The sequence below is a fragment of the Mesorhizobium sp. WSM3224 genome, from assembly GCF_000427725.1.
GTDB lineage: Bacteria > Pseudomonadota > Alphaproteobacteria > Rhizobiales > Rhizobiaceae > Mesorhizobium.
In genome coordinates, this window is sequence record NZ_ATYO01000022.1 from 79,023 (window position 1) to 95,652 (window position 16,630).

The window sequence follows — 16,630 nt, forward strand, 5'->3', positions numbered from 1 at the left end:
GCGAAAAAGCCGGCGCAACAGGAAAGGCTTCGTCGCGGCAGCTCACCGCAGTCAGACCTAAAAAGGCTTGCGATCTGCGAGGCGGATACGTTCGGCACGAAGAACAACTTTGAAGCAGCTCGCGAATGCGGTTATCGACTTTCAATTGCAGGAAAATCGATTTCGATCCTCGTGGCGCAATCGGGCAGTCGCGCGTGATAGCCATCGGCAATGGCAAGCCTTGTTCTCGGGGGGTTCAGATTGGATATCGGTGATCCCATCCGGTCTCACGGACTGGGGCACAGCAAAACCCGACAATCCGGCTAAATCGAACCCCTTTACGATTTGCCAGACCGCGACAGAGCGGGCGCCAAGGAGATCGAGCCCGACGACGCGTTCGAGAACATGGGCGCACTGATGGTCCGCGAAGTCGCTCCCAACGACACCTCATCGGGCTGAGCAAAGCGGTAGCTGCCATGTGATGGCAACAGATTAATTACCGCAAGCGGCCATCCTTATTGAAGCCCCGCGACAAGCATAGCGTCGCCCTCGCACCCGGCGCCTCAATCACCAGTGCGCGCCGCCTAGGCTGGCGACCGACGCTTTTCACGTCATTCCTCTGCGGTAGGCGTCCGCCGCCGCCTGCGGAATCGACAAGAAGCGTCAAGGGCATCTAAAGCGTGTCATCCTCGATCCGGTACTCTGACCCGAGATGCGCGCCCGAATTGGCGTTGCAGGTTCTGCTTTTGGCCACTGGGTGACGTCCGAACGCTGAAATGGGCTCTACAGCGCAGGCCTTTCACTTGCTACGCGCTTCATCCTGCAGCAAGCAGGCAGCGAATCCTCCACCCGCGCGAACAGCTCGCGACGGCGGTTTGATTGCGGGACCGGTCCGCCATTTCTGGCAGGCGACCCGTGCAATTGGCTGGTGTAGGTTATGCCACACATCTGCTGACCGCATCATTGCCATCGTCCTCTCTCAGCCGGCCATGCCTCCCGATGGCCGGTTCGATGATGATGATCCCCGAGAATAGTTTCTGTTGAGCCTGACGGTCTGTGCTCGTCTTATGATCTTCCACCTTGGCGCCTCGTTTTGTTGTCAAAGCCATAGAAATTTGGACATGAGCTGGTCCGCTGTATTCCTGGTTTCGACTTGACACCGACGTGTTCGGGCGCAAGCTCAATTCGGCTTTTCTCAACACTCTGCCGGCCGCGCCAGGCCTGTCATTCTAACGTGCGCTAACCGTAAAAAATATGACAGGGCGGACGAGAATAATCCGGCTTGGAGCAAAGATTTTTTGGGGAACTCTCGAAAATGGAAGCGACAACTCTTCCAATTTTCAAGACGCAGCCCGGACTCGCTTTAGTAGGAAGGTTGCCAAAATTGTCAGCCAACCGTTTCCGACAGTTAACCGCCACCGCAACTGATATGTCGCTGCCTTCAGACCGACGCTGAAGTTCCCATGACGGTCCTGTCCAAGGACGAACAGCGGAAAGCCCGTGGCGGACGGCAATTCGTTCATTCAGAGCAAAAAGCAGCCCTAATGGCGCAAACATTGATGCGGCGACCACTCGCAGCGGCGGGATTTGCCCTGTTTAGGCTGGTTGCCTTGATGTGACCCTTTGCGTTGCGCCTTGATCCAAACTCGTGAAAGGACGAAAGTCAATTTTGCTAGTTGCGACCTACACAACCGCCCCGGCAAGGACCCAAGTCGGGCGAATGCGAACGAGAGTTAGACAAGCACCTGGGTGCCGATTTCTACCACACGTCCGGTCGGGATCTGGAAATATTCCGTCGCGTCGGCCGCCGTGCGGGCCAGACCGATGAACAGCCGGTCCTGCCACACCGGCATGCCGGAATTGGGCGAGGCCTTGAGCGAGCGCCGCGACAGGAAGAAGGATGTCGTCATGATGTCGAACTTCCAGCCCTGCTTGCGGCAGATCGCCAGCGCGCGTGGAATGTTGGGCTGTTCCATATAGCCGAAAGTCAGCGTCACCCGCATGAACAGCTCGTTGACGGTCTCCATCTTGACCCGCTCGCTGTCGGGTACGACGGGCTGCGGTGCCGTCACCACCGAAAGGATGACGTTCTGCTCGTGCAGCACCTTGTAGTGCTTGAGGCTGTGCATCAGCGCGGTCGGCGCGCTGAGCGGATCGCTGGTCAGGAACACGGCCGTGCCCGAGACCAGTTGCGGTTTCTTCTTCAGCAGATTGCCGGCGAGGAAATCGAGCGGGATCTCGTTGCGGCGCGTCTTGTTGAAGAGATAGCGGCTGCCGCGCACCCAGGTCCACATGCCCAGCACGATGGTGAAGGCCACGACCAGCGACGCCCAGCCGCCTTCGAACACCTTGACGATGTTGGAGGCGAAGAAGCCGATATCGATGAAGGCGAACAGCACGGTCAGCGGGATCGCCACCGACAGCTTCCACTTCCAGATACGGGTCATGACGACATAGAGCAGCACCGTCGTCACCAGCATGTTGCCGGTCACCGAGATGCCGTAGGCGGAGGCCAGCTTGCTGGACTCGCCGAAGCCGACCACGAGCATCATCACCACCAAGGCCAGCAGCAGGTTGACGCGCGGCATGTAGATCTGGCCGGACTGCTTTTCCGATGTGTGCAGGATTTCCAGCCGTGGCAGCATGTTGAGCTGCACCGCCTGGCGGGTCAGCGAAAAAGCCCCTGAAATGACCGCCTGGCTGGCGATGACGGTAGCCGCCGTCGCCAGCACCACCATCGGGATCAGCGTCCAACCCTCGTTCATCTCGAAGAACGGATGGCCCACCAGGCCGCCCTTCGCCAGTATGAAGGCGCCTTGCCCGGCATAATTGAGCAGCAGGCAAGGGAACACGATCGCCAGCCAGGCAAGCACGATCGGCTTGCGGCCGAAATGGCCGAGATCGGCATAGAGCGCTTCCGCGCCGGTGACGGCAAGGAAGACGGCACCGATCGTCACGAAGGCGACGTCGGGCGAATTGATCAGGAAAGCGACGATATAGTGCGGGCTGACGGCCCACAGGATTTCCGGATCGACGATGATGTGATTGATGCCGGATAGACCGATGGCCAGGAACCAGATCGCGGTCACCGGGCCGAACACCAGCCCAACGCCGCCGGTACCGAAGCGCTGGACGGCAAACACCACGGCGAGGATGACCAGCGTCAATGGCACGACATAGGGCTGGAAGGTGGGGGTGACGACATTCATACCCTCGACCGCCGACAGCACCGAAATCGCCGGCGTGATGACGGCGTCGCCGAAAAACAGCGAGGCGCCGACGATGCCGATGCCGAGCATCAGCGCCGAGCGCTTCGGGAAACTGCCGCGCGCCAGCGCCATCAGCGACAACACGCCGCCCTCGCCGCGATTGTCGGCGCGCAGCACGAACATGATGTACTTTACCGTGACGGTGATGGTCAGCGACCATATGATCAGCGACAGAACACCAAGAATGTCGCCACGGTCGGCGACTTGCCCGCCCGACGACGCGACCAGCGCCTCGCGGAACGCATAGATCGGGCTGGTGCCGATATCGCCATAGACCACGCCGAGCGCACCCAGCATCAACACCTTAGTACTTTGAATCTGAGCCGCGCCGGGGTGTTCCGCTAGCTCCCCACCCTCACAATTGTTGGCAGAATCCGAGACGGCCATTCGTATGCTCCAGGTGCTGCGCTCTACAGCCAAGGCAATCCTGCATTTGCGAGGCGCGCCGCCTTGCGATGGGTGCCTCGGCCGATAAGGCGCAACGAGGAGGGGGGAATTGGCCTCGCTGCCCTGCCGCTATCGGCCGAGGCGTCTGGTAATTGCCACAGGGATCGCCATGTTTAACTGATTGGCACGTCACCCGCTCGCTCGCCTTGACGAGCAATATTGGCAAGTTCTCACGCTGACGCTAAGGACAAATCAACACGCATATTGGTAAATAATCTGCAAAGATTCTAAGTCGTTCGAGCTGCTATACCAGGCTGCTTTCAGCATAAAATCGCAATTCCCTATCCATTTTTGGTGTGTCAGCTTTCGACGAGCGCTTTTTGAAAGTCAATTCTTTCATGGTTTCGAATGTAGCATTTCGGAAGGCTTGTCAGGGCATGTGTGCATGAATCTTCATCGGTTCGCGATGGCGGACCGAACCGGTTTTTGCCGTAGCCGGGCGAGACCTTGGCGCGCTTTTTCTCCATACCCAAGGACGCGGGCATTCAACCGCTGATCATGACAGCCTGACGATGTTCGCAAGTAAGCTCGTCCTGGCTTGCGTGAGCTCCCCTCTCAACCGTAGCGAAGATCACGCCCGGGAGCGGCAGCAGTTCCGCCGCGATGCTTTTCATTTCACGCCCGGCCGCAAACAGCGCCAGCATCAATGATCTCAACGTATTTTGTGTATTTTGTCTTCATACATATCGTTACCCCAGAATCGCGGTGCATCATTGGCCGAGACGGATGGAGTTGAATGTCCGGTCTGCTTGAGCGTCAGGTCTGCCTCTGGCGGCAATTCACCGGCCATGGCGGCATCGAACTTCGTCTGGTCGAGCTCCTTTTCCCAACGCGCCACGACAACGGTCGCCACCGCATTGCCGACCAAGTTGGTCAGCGCCCGGCACTCCGACATGAAGCGGTCGACGCCGAGGATCAGCGCCATACCGGCGACCGGCACCGAAGGCACGACCGAAAGCGTCGCCGCCAGAGTGATAAAGCCGGCGCCGGTGATACCGGCGGCACCCTTGGAGCTCAGCATGGCGACGAGAAGCAGCAGGATTTGGTCACCCAAGCTGAGCGGCGTGTCGGTCGCCTGCGCGATGAACAGTGCCGCCAGCGTCATGTAGATGTTGGTGCCGTCCAGGTTGAACGAATAGCCGGTCGGGATGACCAAGCCGACCACCGAGCGCTTGCAGCCGGCGCGCTCCATCTTGGCCATGAGTCCGGGAAGTGCGGCCTCTGACGACGAGGTGCCGAGAACCAGCAGCAGCTCTTCCTTGATGTAGCGGAGCAGCGAAAAGATCGAGAAGCCGTTGTAGCGGCAGACGGCACCGAGCACCACCAGCACAAACAGGAGCGAGGTTGCGTAGAACGTGCCAATCAGCATGGCGAGATTGGCGATCGAACCGATACCGTATTTGCCGATGGTGAAGGCCATGGCGCCGAAGGCGCCGATCGGCGCGACCTTCATCAATATGGCGACAAGGCGGAAGATCGGCGCAGTCAGCGCTTGCAGAAAATCGACCACTGGGCTGCAGCGGTCGCCGACAAGCGCCAGCGCAACCCCGAACAGCACCGAGAAGAACAGCACCTGCAGTATATCGCCCTGTGCGAAGGCGCCGGTGATGGTGTCGGGGATGATGTTCATCAGGAAGCCGAGGATGCTGGCGTCGTGCGCCTTTTCAGTGAAGGTCGTCACCTTCGACGCGTCGAGCGTTGCCGGGTTGATGTGCATGCCGGCGCCGGGCTGGACAACGTTGGAGACGATGAGGCCGACGACGAGCGCCAACGTTGAGAACACCAGAAAATAGATCATCGCCTTGCCGGCGACGCGGCCGACCTTTTGCAAGTCCGAGACGCCGGCAATGCCGGTCGCCACCGTAAGGAAGATCACCGGCGCGATGATCATCTTCACCAGCTTAATGAAGGCATCGCCGAGCGGCTTCATCGCAGCACCGGTTTCGGGATAGAAATGGCCGAGAAGAACACCTGCGACGATCGCCGCCAGCACCTGCACGTAGAGTTGCCGATAGAAGGGAACTTTGCCGCGCCCGGCGGCAGAGACTGTTGTCTGCATGATATCCTCCATTGCGCCCCGATCGGGAAGCCCGACCTCCCGGAGCATTGATCTCCAACAGCCTCGCGGCTGCTGGAGTGGGTTCGTGCAACTGGCGTGCCAGCGCGTCATGCCTCTTGCTATGAACCTGATTTTTATTGTGTTTTCTATGGAAGATGCCGTTTACGACCGGTCAGGGTGTGCGACTGTTCGCATAGACGGAATTGTGTTTTGTGCGAAATCATGCACAAATAAGCGATGCTGCAACGCCCCGCCGCAAACCTGTCTTCGACACCCGAACAACTCGGCACGCAGGCTCGCCGGACCTGGCTGCTGTTTGGAGTGGTAGGGCTTGCGGTTGTCGCAATCGGCCTCTACGGCGCTGGCCTCTACGGCCGCGATACCGCGATCACGGTGCTGGCTGCGCAAGGGCGCACCGACGCCAACCTGAAGGTTGCGTTGCTGCGCGCCGTGCTGGAGAACCCTCGAGCGTTGCCGCTGCTGCTCTCGGAGGACCAGCAGGTGCATGATGCGCTTGCGCAGCGCGGCAGCGCCGCGATTGACGTGCTGAACCACAAGCTCGAGGGGCTGGTCTCCGGAACCAAGGCTTCGGTGCTCTACGTCACCGGCACCAATGGTGTGGCGGTTGCGTCCAGCAACTGGCGTGAGCCGACGAGCTTCGTCGGCAAGGACTACGGCTTCCGCGCCTATTTCTCCGGGGCGATGCGGATCGGAACCGCCGAATATTTCGCGCTCGGCAATGCCAGCAAACGCCCGGGCCTTTACATCTCGCGCCGTGTCGGCAGTGCCGCGGCGCCGCTCGGTGTTGTCGTCGTCAAGATGGAGTTCGACCAGCTCGAAGCGGACTGGCGCGAGGCCAGCCGACCAGCCTATGTCAGCGACGAGCAGGGCGTGGTGCTTATCACCAGCCTGCCGTCATGGCGCTTCATGACCACCGCCCCGCTGACCGGCCCCGCGCTCGCCGCGATCCACGACAGCCAGCAGTTCGGTGACGCACCGCTGCTGCCGTTGCCGATCATCCAGGCGGAGACCGTGAGTGCCGATGTGTCCATCGTCCACGCAGTCACGCCGGGCGGCAGCGATGGCGAATATCTCCGGCTTTCCACGCCCGTCGCCTCGACACCGTGGCGGCTCGACTATCTCGTTCCGGCCGAGGCCGCGATAGCCTCCGCTCAGCGCGAAACTCGGCTTCTGGCACTCGGGGTCATTGGTCCGCTCATCGGACTTGCCGCTTATCTGTTGTGGCGGCGGCAATCGGCACAGATGCGGATCGCTGCCGAACAGTTGGCGCGCGCCGAGCTCGAACGCCGGGTCGTCGAGCGGACCGAGGATCTGAGCCGCGCCCGCGACCGGCTGCAGGCCGAGATCGCCGGCCATCGCAGCACGGAAGCCAAGCTCCAGGTGGTGCACCAGGAGCTGGTGCAGGCCAATCGCCTTGCCATCCTCGGCCAAGTCGCCGCCGGCGTCGCGCATGAGATCAACCAGCCCGTCGCCACCATCCGCGCCTACGCCGACAATGCCCTCACCTTCCTCGACCGCGAGCAGACCGCGCCCGTCAAGGAAAACCTTGGCGCGATTGCTACCCTGACCGAGCGCATCGGCACCATCACCGAGGAATTGAAGGCCTTTGCCCGCAAGGGCCGGACCGCGGCCGAGCCGGTCCCGCTCAATGGCATCATCGAAGGCGCGGTGGTTCTGCTTAGAAGCCGCTTTGCCGGCCGGCTCGATGCGCTGGCGATCACGCTGCCGCCACAGGAGCTGAAGGTCATGGGCAATCGGGTGCGGCTGGAGCAGGTGCTGATCAACCTGTTCCAGAACGCTCTGGAGGCGCTGGATGGGCGCGACGGTGCCAAGGTGGAGGTTTCGGTCGAGGAGACTTGTGCCGGGGTGACGCTCTGTGTCGCCGACAACGGACCTGGCATCCCGCCAGCGATCCTCAACTCACTGTTCACGCCCTTCATCACGTCAAAGGAAAAGGGCCTCGGCCTTGGCCTCGTCATCTCGAAGGACATCGTCACCGACTACGGCGGACGCATCGAGGTGGCGAGTGGCGAGAAGGGCACCCGTTTCACAATCCATCTCGCGAGAGCATAGCAGCAGCATGGCCAACAACCACCCCGCCTCCGTTATCCTGATCGATGACGACACCGATCTCCTGAAGGCGACCCGGCAGACACTGGAGCTGGCGGGCTTCGCGGTGTCGGCCTTTTCCGTGGCGAGGGAGGCGCTCGCGGAACTCGATGCCGGTTTTGCCGGCGTCGTGGTGTCGGACATCCGCATGCCTGAGATGGACGGGCTGCAGCTCTTCGAGCGCATCGTGCAGCTGGATTCCGACATTCCCGTCATTCTCGTCACCGGCCACGGCGACATCGCCATGGCGGTGAAGGCGATCAAGGACGGCGTCTACGATTTCATCACCAAACCGTTCCCTGCCGACCAGTTGGCGCAAAGTGTGCGACGGGCGGCGGAAAAGCGCCGCCTGGTGATGGAGAACCGGGCGCTGCGTGAGGCGGCCGAGCAAGCGCAGGACGGCTTGCCTCTGATTGGCCAGACGCCGGCGATGGAGCGGCTGCGTCGCACCTTAAGACAAATCGCCGATACCGATGTCGACGTGTTGGTGACTGGCGAGACCGGTTCCGGCAAAGAGATAGTGGCCAGCCTTCTGCACCGCTGGAGCCGCCGCGCCAAAGGCAATTTCGTGGCGCTGAACTGCGGCACGCTGCCGGAAATGCTCATTGAAAGCGAATTGTTCGGCCATGAGCCGGGTGCCTTCACAGGAGCGCAGAAGAAAAGGATCGGCCGCATCGAGCACGCCAGTGGCGGCACGCTTTTTCTCGACGAAATTGAGAGCATGCCGCCCTCAACGCAGGTCAAGATTTTGAGGGTGCTTGAAATGCGCGAGGTCACGCCGCTCGGCACCAACGAAGCGCGGCCGGTGGATCTGCGCGTGGTCGCCGCAGCCAAGGTCGATCTCGCCGATCCCGGCCAACGCGGCGCGTTTCGCGAGGATCTCTACTACCGGCTGAATGTGGTGACGATCTCGATCCCGCCGCTGCGCGAACGACGTGAAGACGTCGTGCTGCTGTTCGGCTATTTCGCCGAACGCGCCGCCGCCCGTTTCCAGCGTCTCCTGCCTGTGGCGCCGGCCGCCATCCACCGCCACCTGAGAGAGCATGACTGGCCCGGTAACGTGCGGGAGTTGGCCCATTTCGCCGAGCGCTTCGTGCTGGGGCTGGAAAACGGCGGCGACCCACAACGCTCCGCCCCGGCCGAATCGGAACGCGCCTTGCCCCTGCCCGAGCGGCTCGAGCGCTACGAAGCCGAAATCATCCGTGAGACCCTCGGCAGCAATGACGGGGACGTCAGGCGCACGATCAAGGCGCTTGGAATTCCGCGCAAGACTTTCTACGACAAGCTGCAGCGCCACGGCATCGTGCGGAGCGCGTTTTCTAGATAGCCGGGATTTGCAAAGGGTCACAGCCGCTGGCCAGGCCGGGAATGTCGTGGCCGAACGCGAGAAAATTCCGGCGCAGCTAAGAAAGGCAGGCGACAGGGCTGTTGTGTCTGGTCTGCCTGCCTTCTAAGGCCTTCGGAGCGCCGTCCTGCTGACGCTTCTCACGGAAAGGACCGATGCGATCTCTGCTGTGCTGCGTCATATATGTGGCGCAGCGAGCCGTCTATTGATGGCGCAAGCTGCTGTTGCCTCGTGTCGGACTGGCCCGGCGGCTGCATCCAGTTCGGTTCCATGCGCGAACAGCCTCCAGCCGGGCCGGTCTGAAACGTTAAGCTAATGTTTACCATCGTTCGTCAGGTTGCACACGCTGCGGTGATGTTTTGAGTACCGCGGCGCGCAAGCGCCCAGGCAACACGCCCGCGCCTCCCCGGAGGTGCGGGCTTTTTCGTTCAGTCACGGCGGTTTCGCAAACTCGAGCGTGTCGCCGTGGCTGGCGGTGGCTGGCGATCTCGAGGACGGCAGCAGCGGACGAGAGGCTTAACAAAGCTGATTAGGCGGCGGTCGCGCCCTCTGCGCGACCTATGTCGGGCTCACGACAATTCTCGCACTTCGGACATAGCTGCGTCGTCTCGCTCGTTGCATTGCAAGCATTGTCCTTTGGCACGACTGATGCTTCGCATGATCGGCATCCGCAGCCGCTGGCGGACGCCGGCCATCCCGCTATCGCGCGCTCAATCGCTGCGTGCGCGAGAGCTGGCGGCGATCGCTGGGATGTCCGACGTCAACACCGGGCTGGAAGGGTGCAATCTGACGGCTGCCGAAAGGCCATGCAGATCGTGTGAGGGTCAAGATCATAGGCACCTATCTGGTCCAGCGAACGCGAAGAATCCAGGCGGCCTCAGCCGAAAAGGAAGGATCGCCCGGCCGACCGCCGATCGAACAGGTCGCCGAGGTTCGGTGCCGATGTAGAAGGGGGCACCTTGGCGGGAGAAGTTGAGCATGTTGCGTCCGTCTCCTGCAATCGCCTCGACATGTAAGCACAATCTCCTGCTGGTCATTGGTCTGGGGTGCAGCCAACGGCAAGCGATCCCAAAATAGGAGTGTTGATCAGCATGAATTTGAAGATGAAATATTTGATCGAGGCCAGCGCCATCGGCTTGTTCTGGACAGCCACCGCCGCATCGGCACATGAAGGGATGTGGATGCCGGGTCAGACTGCGGAAGTCGGTGCAGCCATGCGCGCGGATGGGCTCCAGCTCGACACCGCCCAGATGACCCTGGGTGCCGCCCCGCTCAACGCAATCGTATCCCTGGGCGGATGCTCTGCCTCCTTCGTCAGTCCCGAAGGGCTGGTCGCGACCAACCACCACTGCGTGCTAGAATCCGTGCAGGACAACAGCGAGGAGGACCAAGACTACCTCATTAACGGATTTCTGGCGAAGAGCCTGGGTGAAGAATTGCCTGCGACGCCTAGCAGCCGCGTCTATGTCACTGAGGATGTGCGCGATGTGACCGCCGACATGCTCGACGGCGTCTGGGCCAAGCCGAACGGCCTTGCCCGCTATGAGCGGCTCGACGCGAACCGTAAGGCGCTGATCGCTGTGTGTGAGAAACAGCGTGATCGCCACTGCGACGTGGGAGCCTATTATGGCGGAGCGTCCTACTATCTCCAGCAGCAGCTCGAAATCAAGGACGTGCGCCTCGTTTATGCACCCGCGGGCGGCATCGGCAACTTCGGCGGCCAGACGGACAATTGGATGTGGCCGCGCCATACGGGGGATTTCGGCTTCTATCGCGCCTATGTCGCTCCTGATGGTTCCTCCCAGCCTTATGAGCCGATCAATGTGCCATATCGACCGAAGAGCTGGCTGCGGATCGCGCGCCAGGGCGTCAAGGAAGACGATTTCGTGATGGTTGCCGGCTTTCCCGGCAATACCGATCGGTTGCGCACAGCCGCAGAAGTCGAGTTCAACTTTGCGTACTACGAACCGCTATTGCAGCGTTTGCTCTCCGACTATGCCGATCAGATTAACCATGCGACAGCAGGGAGCCGCGACGCGCAGATCCGCTACACCTCCATCCTCCAAGGCGTGAAAAATTATGAGAAGAAGCTGACGGGCGATCTAGCCGGTGCCGATGCGATTGGGCTTAACGTTCGCAAGGCCGCAGAGGAGAAAGCTTTTCGCGAATGGGTCGCTGACGACCCTGCGCGGCAGGCGCGCTATGGTGTGGCAAGCCGCGAGCTGGACGCCATGGTCGTCGAGAACAACCGAGCATCACTCAAGATGCTGCGGCAGGCGTTGCTTGGCCGCGCGCAGATGCTCTCATCGGCGCGCATGCTCTATCGCTGGGTGAAGGAGCAGGAGAAGCCCGATGCCGCCCGCGAAAGCGGCTTTCAAGATCGTGACCGCAACGAGATCGTCGACCGACTGACGCAGTTCGACTATGAATATCTCGCCGTCGTCGATCGCAAGCTGTTTGAGGCCGCGCTCGAGGAATATCGCCGGCTGGATGCAAAGGACCGCGACACTGCGTTCGAGACCGCTCTGGGCCAAATCGGCCTTGACCGCCTTTATGTAGACACGAAACTCCCCAACTGGTCCACGCGGCTGGCCTGGCTCGACAAGCCGGCTGCCGCCTTTGAGGCGTCGGATGATCCATTCATCAAGCTGGCAGTCGCGCTCTATCCCGGCGACATAGCAGCGGAGCGCGCTGCGAAAGACCGCGCCGGCCGCACGCAGGCGGCGCGCGCAAACTATGTCCAGGGCCTGCTCGCCTATGGGAATGCGATCGGCCGACCCATTTATCCCGACGCGAACGGATCATTGCGCCTCACCTGGGGCAAGGTGACAGGGCAAACGCGCGACGGGCAGATCTGGGCGCCCTTCACCACGGCCGAGGGACTTCTGGCCAAGCACACTGGCAAGGGTGAATTCGATGCGCCGGACGCGGCCGTCGCCGCGATTCGAGCCAAGAATTATGGCTCCTATGTCGCGCCGGAATTGGGCACGTTGCCGGTCGATTTCATGTCTACGGTCGACATTACCGGTGGCAATAGCGGTTCGGCCACTCTGAACGGGCGCGGCGAATTCGTCGGTCTTGCCTTCGATGGTACGCTCGACGGCGTGATCTCGGACTGGGCGTATTCCGCAGACCGAAATCGCAGTATCCACGTCGATAGCCGCTTCATGCTCTGGACCATGGACAAGATCGACGGCGCAGGCCGGCTGCTCAAGGAAATGGGCGTGCGGCCGGGATAGGGCTCCTGAGTGGATCGAGAACCTGCTGGGCGATCTGCGACAGGGGCAACCTGGCGCAGATCGCTGCGCCAGGGCTCGCCAGCTAAGTTCGGCAATAGCTACACAATGGCTAGGTCAGGACCCATCTAATAGCTTGAGGGTTGAGGGATCCCTGATCCATTGTGGGCCGGAGGAATGGATGATTTGCTACTGTTATCGCCGGCGCAGACGCGATGGATCGAGCCGTTCTTTCCCTGTTGCACGGCGTGCCGCGGGTGGACGATCCGCAACGGAGTTCGTTGGCGGGACGCCCCTGTCGGCTATGGTCCGCAAAAGACCATCTACAACCGGTTCATTTGCTGGAGCCGGCTGGACGTGCTCAACCGCATCCTGGTCGAACTGTCCGCGAGAGGTGGCAAAACGGACAAGCTGATGGTCGATGCCACTCATCTCAAGGTGCATCGCATCGCCGCCAGCCTGCTCAAAAAGGGCTCTACCCCGATGTATCGGACGCAGCCAAGGCGGCTTGACCGCCAAGCTGCAAATGGTCTGCGATGGCAAAGCACGCCCTCTGCTGCTGCATCTGAGGGAAGGACAGGCCAACGATCACAGGTCCGCTGCTGCCGTTATCGAAATCTTGCCTGCGGCAACTACTTGCTAGCCGACCGGGCCTAAGTTCCGCCGGCTTCCCTCAGGCGCTCGTCGAGCGCGGCATCACACTGTGCATTCCGCCACATGCGTGTCACCGCACCCAGTACGCCTACGATTCTGTCCTTTATCGCCAGCGCCACAGAATAGAGAACCTGTTCGCACGCCTCAAGGACTGGCGCCGCATCTACACCAGATATGACCAATGTGCTCACACCTTCCTGTCAGGAGTCGCCTTCGCAGCTGTCTTCATTTTCTGGATCAATGAGTCCTGACATAGGCTTGCGCCGGTGTCTGACGGCTGCGACTTCCCCAAAGCGGCGGATCACGCTGAGGATTAGGCGACCGGCGTATCAGTTTGCGGACGTTGTTCGACTCCGTCTCGCTCGATCCGCCAATTGTGCTTTTCAGCCTTGGCCCAGCGCTCAGCCTTGAGGCAGTGCGCGAGGCGAACGTCTTCGGGATGAGCCTCCAGCCTGGACGCTATGCGAGCCAAAAAGCGGCGAGCACCTGATTCCCTTTGGTATTCCTTTTGGCCGGACAGAGAAGGCGTAGCTATCTTCGCCAGCGCCGACACGGAAATTTTTTCATCGGAACCTGGCCGTCCGACAGTCCACACCGAGTACGCCTTCGATGCATCGTCACGTCCAACACCCTTGGTTTCGCGACGGCGGCGTGGCCTCACCGCCAAGGAGCCGCCGGAGGCTGCTAGCCGGGTTTGTTCCAGCGCCTTTGATGGCGTCGATGTGAGGGTGAAGCCGCCGCCGGCGAGGCAACATCGAAGTGGGCTCATCCGTTGCCGTCCTTGCCGTTCGGAGGGAGCGTCGGACCGACGATCATGACGGCGGGCGAAGCGGACAGCAGCTTTTTCGCGACTGCCTTGACATCATTCAGCGTCACGGCGTCGATGAGACTGGCGCGACGCTGCATGTAATCGGTGCCCCGCCCCTCGAACTGCAATCCGAGCAACGTCTCGGCAATGGCGCTGGAAGAGGCCAGATAATCGATGGCAAAGGCGCCGGTCAGGTGTTTCTTGGCCGCTTCCAGTTCGGCTTGGGTCGGACCCTCCTGCGCCATCTTCTCGACCACGTCGCGTATGATGCTCAGCGTTTCGGACGCGCGATCTGAGCGCGTCGAGGTGCTGATGACGAGCGCGTTAGAATGCCGGTCGTCGACCAGAAAGGAACCGACGCCATAGGCCAGTCCGCGCTTTTCGCGCACCTCGTCAAAGAGGCGCGAGGTCAAAGCTTGGCCGCCGAGAATGTCGTTCATCAGCATTCCGGCAAAATAATCGGGCGCGCTGGGGTTCACGCCGGGATAGGTGAAATGCAGCTTCGTCTGCGACAGATTATAGTCGACCTCCAACTGCTGGCCAAGCTTGGGTTCGATATCGGCGACAGGGGCGAGCGCTTGTTTTTCCGGCAGATCGCCGAACACCTGGTCGAGCTTCTGTCTCAAGGTCGCGGCATCGATGTCGCCGACAACGCCGACATACAGGCCCTCGCGGGCGAAATTAGCCTTGTGGAAGGCGCTCAGATCCTGAGTCGTGATGGCGGCGACGCTCTGCCTGGTACCCTCGTGCGGTCTCGAATAGGGATGCTCGCCATAGATGGCGCGCAGCCATTTGCCATCAGCGATGACCTCAGGATTCCGCTCATTGGCGATGATCCCCGACAACACCTGGGCGCGCACGCGGTCGACCGGCGTTTTGTCGAAGCGCGGTCTACCGACAGCAAGCGTCAAGAGGTCGAAGGCGGCGTCCTTCTTTTCGGATAGCATGCGAATAGAGCCATGGGTGCCGTCATGCTGCGCCTCGAAGCTCATTGCAACACTGGCATCGTCCAATTTGACTTGGAAGGCGTCGCTGTCGAGTTCGCCGGCGCCCTCGTGGAACAAGCCGGTCATCAGATTGGCGAGGCCCTCCTTGCCGTCTGGATCCTGCGCCGTACCGCCGTCGAAGACGAAGTGGATGGCGATTGTCGGCACCGTGTGGTCCTCCACAAGCCAGGCGGTGACACCTTTTGGCGAGATCACGTGCTGGATGTTGATCTCGGCACGCGCGGCAAGTGGCGGCAGGACGAGGAAAAAGATGGAGAGGAACAGGGCCACAGGGGCGCGCCAGGCAAAGAGGTCGCTGTGCTGGTTCGTCATCAGATCAATCCCTCGCGTTTTTGCTGCGGCAGAAGATAGCCGGTCGTCGAATGATCTAGGCCCAGATAGCGGACGGCGGCTGCCTTGATCTGGTCGGCGGTGACGTTGCGGATGCGGTCCGGCGATTCAAGCACGTCCTGCACATTGCCGCCGAGGGCCAGCATGGAACCATACATGTTGGCCAAGTCGTTCGGGTCGTCACCGGCAAAGATTATTGAGGCGATATAGCGGTCCTTGGCTTTCTGCAGCTCGTATTCACTGACGCCCTCTATGGCGATGCGGGCGACCTCGGCGTTCACCCCCGCCTCGACATCGCTGAGCTTGGCATCGCCGCGCGGCGCACCGTAGACGGTGAAAGTGGTGTCGTCGAGCATGGCACCCTGGAAGTACGCGCCGACGCTGGAAGCGATGCCCTGCTTGACCACCAGCTCCTGGTAAAGCCGGCTGCGGTCACCACCGCCGAGGATATCGGCCAGCAGTTCGAGGGCTTCGGCCTCGCCCGGCTTGGCTGTATGGTAGGACGGCACCACCCACTGCGTCGAAAAGCCCGGCACACTGACGCGGGCATCGGTAAGCGTGACGGTGCGCCTGGTGTTCTGCTCCGGCTCGACCGGGCGGACGCGCGGCGGCAGGTCCGGCCCGCGCGCGACCTTGCCATAGGTCTTCTCAGCCAGCGCTCTCACATTTTCCGGCTCCACATCGCCGGCCACGATCAGGACGGCATTGTTGGGCCAGTAATACTTGTCGTAGAAGGCTCTCGCATCGGCGAGGTTCAGCTGCTCCATCTCCTGCATCCAGCCGAGGACTTGAATGCGGTAAGGCTGGTTCTGCCAAACCGTGGCGTTGACCTCCTCGTCGAGCACCGCTCCCGGATTGTCGTCGATGCTCATGCGACGCTCCTCAAGGATGACGTCGCGTTCGGTTTTGATGTCCTTGTCGGTGAGGATGAGGTTGCGCATGCGGTCGGCCTCGAAGCTCATCATCAGTTCGAGCGCGGACGGCGCCACCGTCTCGTGAAAGGCGGTGAAGTCATAGGAGGTGAAGGCGTTGTTGGAGCCGCCGACAGCCGAGACGGCGCGGTCGAACTCGCCGGCCGGGTGGTTGGCGGTCGCCTTGAACATCAGATGCTCGAAGAAATGCGCGATGCCGGATTTGCCCCGCGGCTCGTCGGCGCTGCCGACCTTGTACCAGACCATATGAGTGGCGATCGGCTCGCGATGGTCGGGGATGACGACGACCTCCATGCCGTTGTCGAGTACGAAATCCCTCACCTGGTCGTCGGCGGCGAGCGCGGGGCCGGCGAGCGTCAGCGCGGCTGTGACGAGCAAGGCGCGCAGCGTGCCGACTTCGGATGTCCTCGTGAACTTGGTGCGCTGTTCGATCA

At 61.3% G+C, this 16,630-nt stretch carries 9 protein-coding genes and 1 pseudogene; 4 read left to right on the forward strand and 6 right to left on the reverse strand.

Annotated features, from left to right (window positions below; all coding sequences use genetic code 11):
• Positions 1-1,712: 1,712 nt before the first annotated feature.
• The 3 genes and pseudogenes from YU3_RS0125290 to YU3_RS37510 all read right to left on the reverse strand — a co-directional run.
• The gene (locus YU3_RS0125290) at positions 1,713-3,635 is read right to left on the reverse strand and encodes a potassium transporter Kup (protein WP_036259500.1); all 1,923 of its coding nucleotides are present in this window, start codon (positions 3,633-3,635) and stop codon (positions 1,713-1,715) included.
• Between the two features lie 545 nt (positions 3,636-4,180).
• Positions 4,181-4,339, reverse strand: a complete 159-nt coding sequence (locus YU3_RS40790; protein WP_156913597.1) for a hypothetical protein — start codon at positions 4,337-4,339, stop codon at positions 4,181-4,183.
• Positions 4,340-4,452: 113 nt separating this feature from the next.
• Positions 4,453-5,754: pseudogene (locus tag YU3_RS37510) on the reverse strand (dicarboxylate/amino acid:cation symporter); the annotation flags it as partial.
• Positions 5,755-5,991: 237 nt separating this feature from the next.
• On the opposite strand from YU3_RS37510, the gene YU3_RS0125305 reads away from it, so the two are divergent.
• From YU3_RS0125305 to YU3_RS39705, 4 genes are all read left to right on the forward strand, one after another.
• Positions 5,992-7,848, forward strand: a complete 1,857-nt coding sequence (locus tag YU3_RS0125305; protein ID WP_027168836.1) for an ATP-binding protein — start codon at positions 5,992-5,994, stop codon at positions 7,846-7,848.
• Positions 7,849-7,855: 7 nt separating this feature from the next.
• Positions 7,856-9,211 (forward strand): sigma-54 dependent transcriptional regulator, encoded by a 1,356-nt coding sequence (locus tag YU3_RS0125310; protein ID WP_027168837.1) that lies wholly within the window; start codon positions 7,856-7,858, stop codon positions 9,209-9,211.
• A gap of 1,109 nt (positions 9,212-10,320) precedes the next feature.
• A complete protein-coding gene (locus YU3_RS0125315) occupies positions 10,321-12,468 on the forward strand; it encodes a S46 family peptidase (protein ID WP_027168838.1) in 2,148 nt (715 codons plus the stop codon).
• A gap of 174 nt (positions 12,469-12,642) precedes the next feature.
• Positions 12,643-13,122 (forward strand): transposase, encoded by a 480-nt coding sequence (locus YU3_RS39705; protein ID WP_084508300.1) that lies wholly within the window; start codon positions 12,643-12,645, stop codon positions 13,120-13,122.
• 310 nt (positions 13,123-13,432) lie between these two features.
• Here YU3_RS39705 and YU3_RS41860 read toward each other — a convergent pair whose 3' ends face one another.
• From YU3_RS41860 to YU3_RS0125330, 3 genes are read right to left on the reverse strand one after another with little or no spacing between them, the layout of a single operon-like run.
• The gene (locus YU3_RS41860; protein WP_156913598.1) at positions 13,433-13,888 is read right to left on the reverse strand and encodes a hypothetical protein; all 456 of its coding nucleotides are present in this window, start codon (positions 13,886-13,888) and stop codon (positions 13,433-13,435) included.
• On the reverse strand, positions 13,885-15,246 hold the full coding sequence (locus YU3_RS37515; RefSeq protein WP_084508302.1) for a pitrilysin family protein: 1,362 nt from the start codon (positions 15,244-15,246) through the stop codon (positions 13,885-13,887). Before YU3_RS37515 ends, YU3_RS41860 begins: the two co-directional genes overlap by 4 nt.
• Positions 15,246-16,628, reverse strand: a complete 1,383-nt coding sequence (locus YU3_RS0125330) for a pitrilysin family protein (RefSeq protein ID WP_036259535.1) — start codon at positions 16,626-16,628, stop codon at positions 15,246-15,248. The genes YU3_RS37515 and YU3_RS0125330 overlap by 1 nt, the downstream gene beginning before the upstream one ends.
• Positions 16,629-16,630: the final 2 nt, after the last annotated feature.

Excerpts from the sequence above, each read along its gene's own strand:
- YU3_RS0125290 (WP_036259500.1), bottom strand. The coding sequence starts at position 3,635 with ATGGCCGTCTCGGATTCTGCCAACAATTGTGAGGGTGGGGAGCTAGCG.
- YU3_RS40790 (WP_156913597.1), bottom strand. The coding sequence starts at position 4,339 with ATGCTGGCGCTGTTTGCGGCCGGGCGTGAAATGAAAAGCATCGCGGCG.
- YU3_RS0125305 (WP_027168836.1), top strand. The coding sequence starts at position 5,992 with ATGCTGCAACGCCCCGCCGCAAACCTGTCTTCGACACCCGAACAACTC.
- YU3_RS0125310 (WP_027168837.1), top strand. The coding sequence starts at position 7,856 with ATGGCCAACAACCACCCCGCCTCCGTTATCCTGATCGATGACGACACC.
- YU3_RS0125315 (WP_027168838.1), top strand. The coding sequence starts at position 10,321 with ATGAATTTGAAGATGAAATATTTGATCGAGGCCAGCGCCATCGGCTTG.
- YU3_RS39705 (WP_084508300.1), top strand. The coding sequence starts at position 12,643 with ATGGATGATTTGCTACTGTTATCGCCGGCGCAGACGCGATGGATCGAG.
- YU3_RS41860 (WP_156913598.1), bottom strand. The coding sequence starts at position 13,888 with ATGAGCCCACTTCGATGTTGCCTCGCCGGCGGCGGCTTCACCCTCACA.
- YU3_RS37515 (WP_084508302.1), bottom strand. The coding sequence starts at position 15,246 with ATGACGAACCAGCACAGCGACCTCTTTGCCTGGCGCGCCCCTGTGGCC.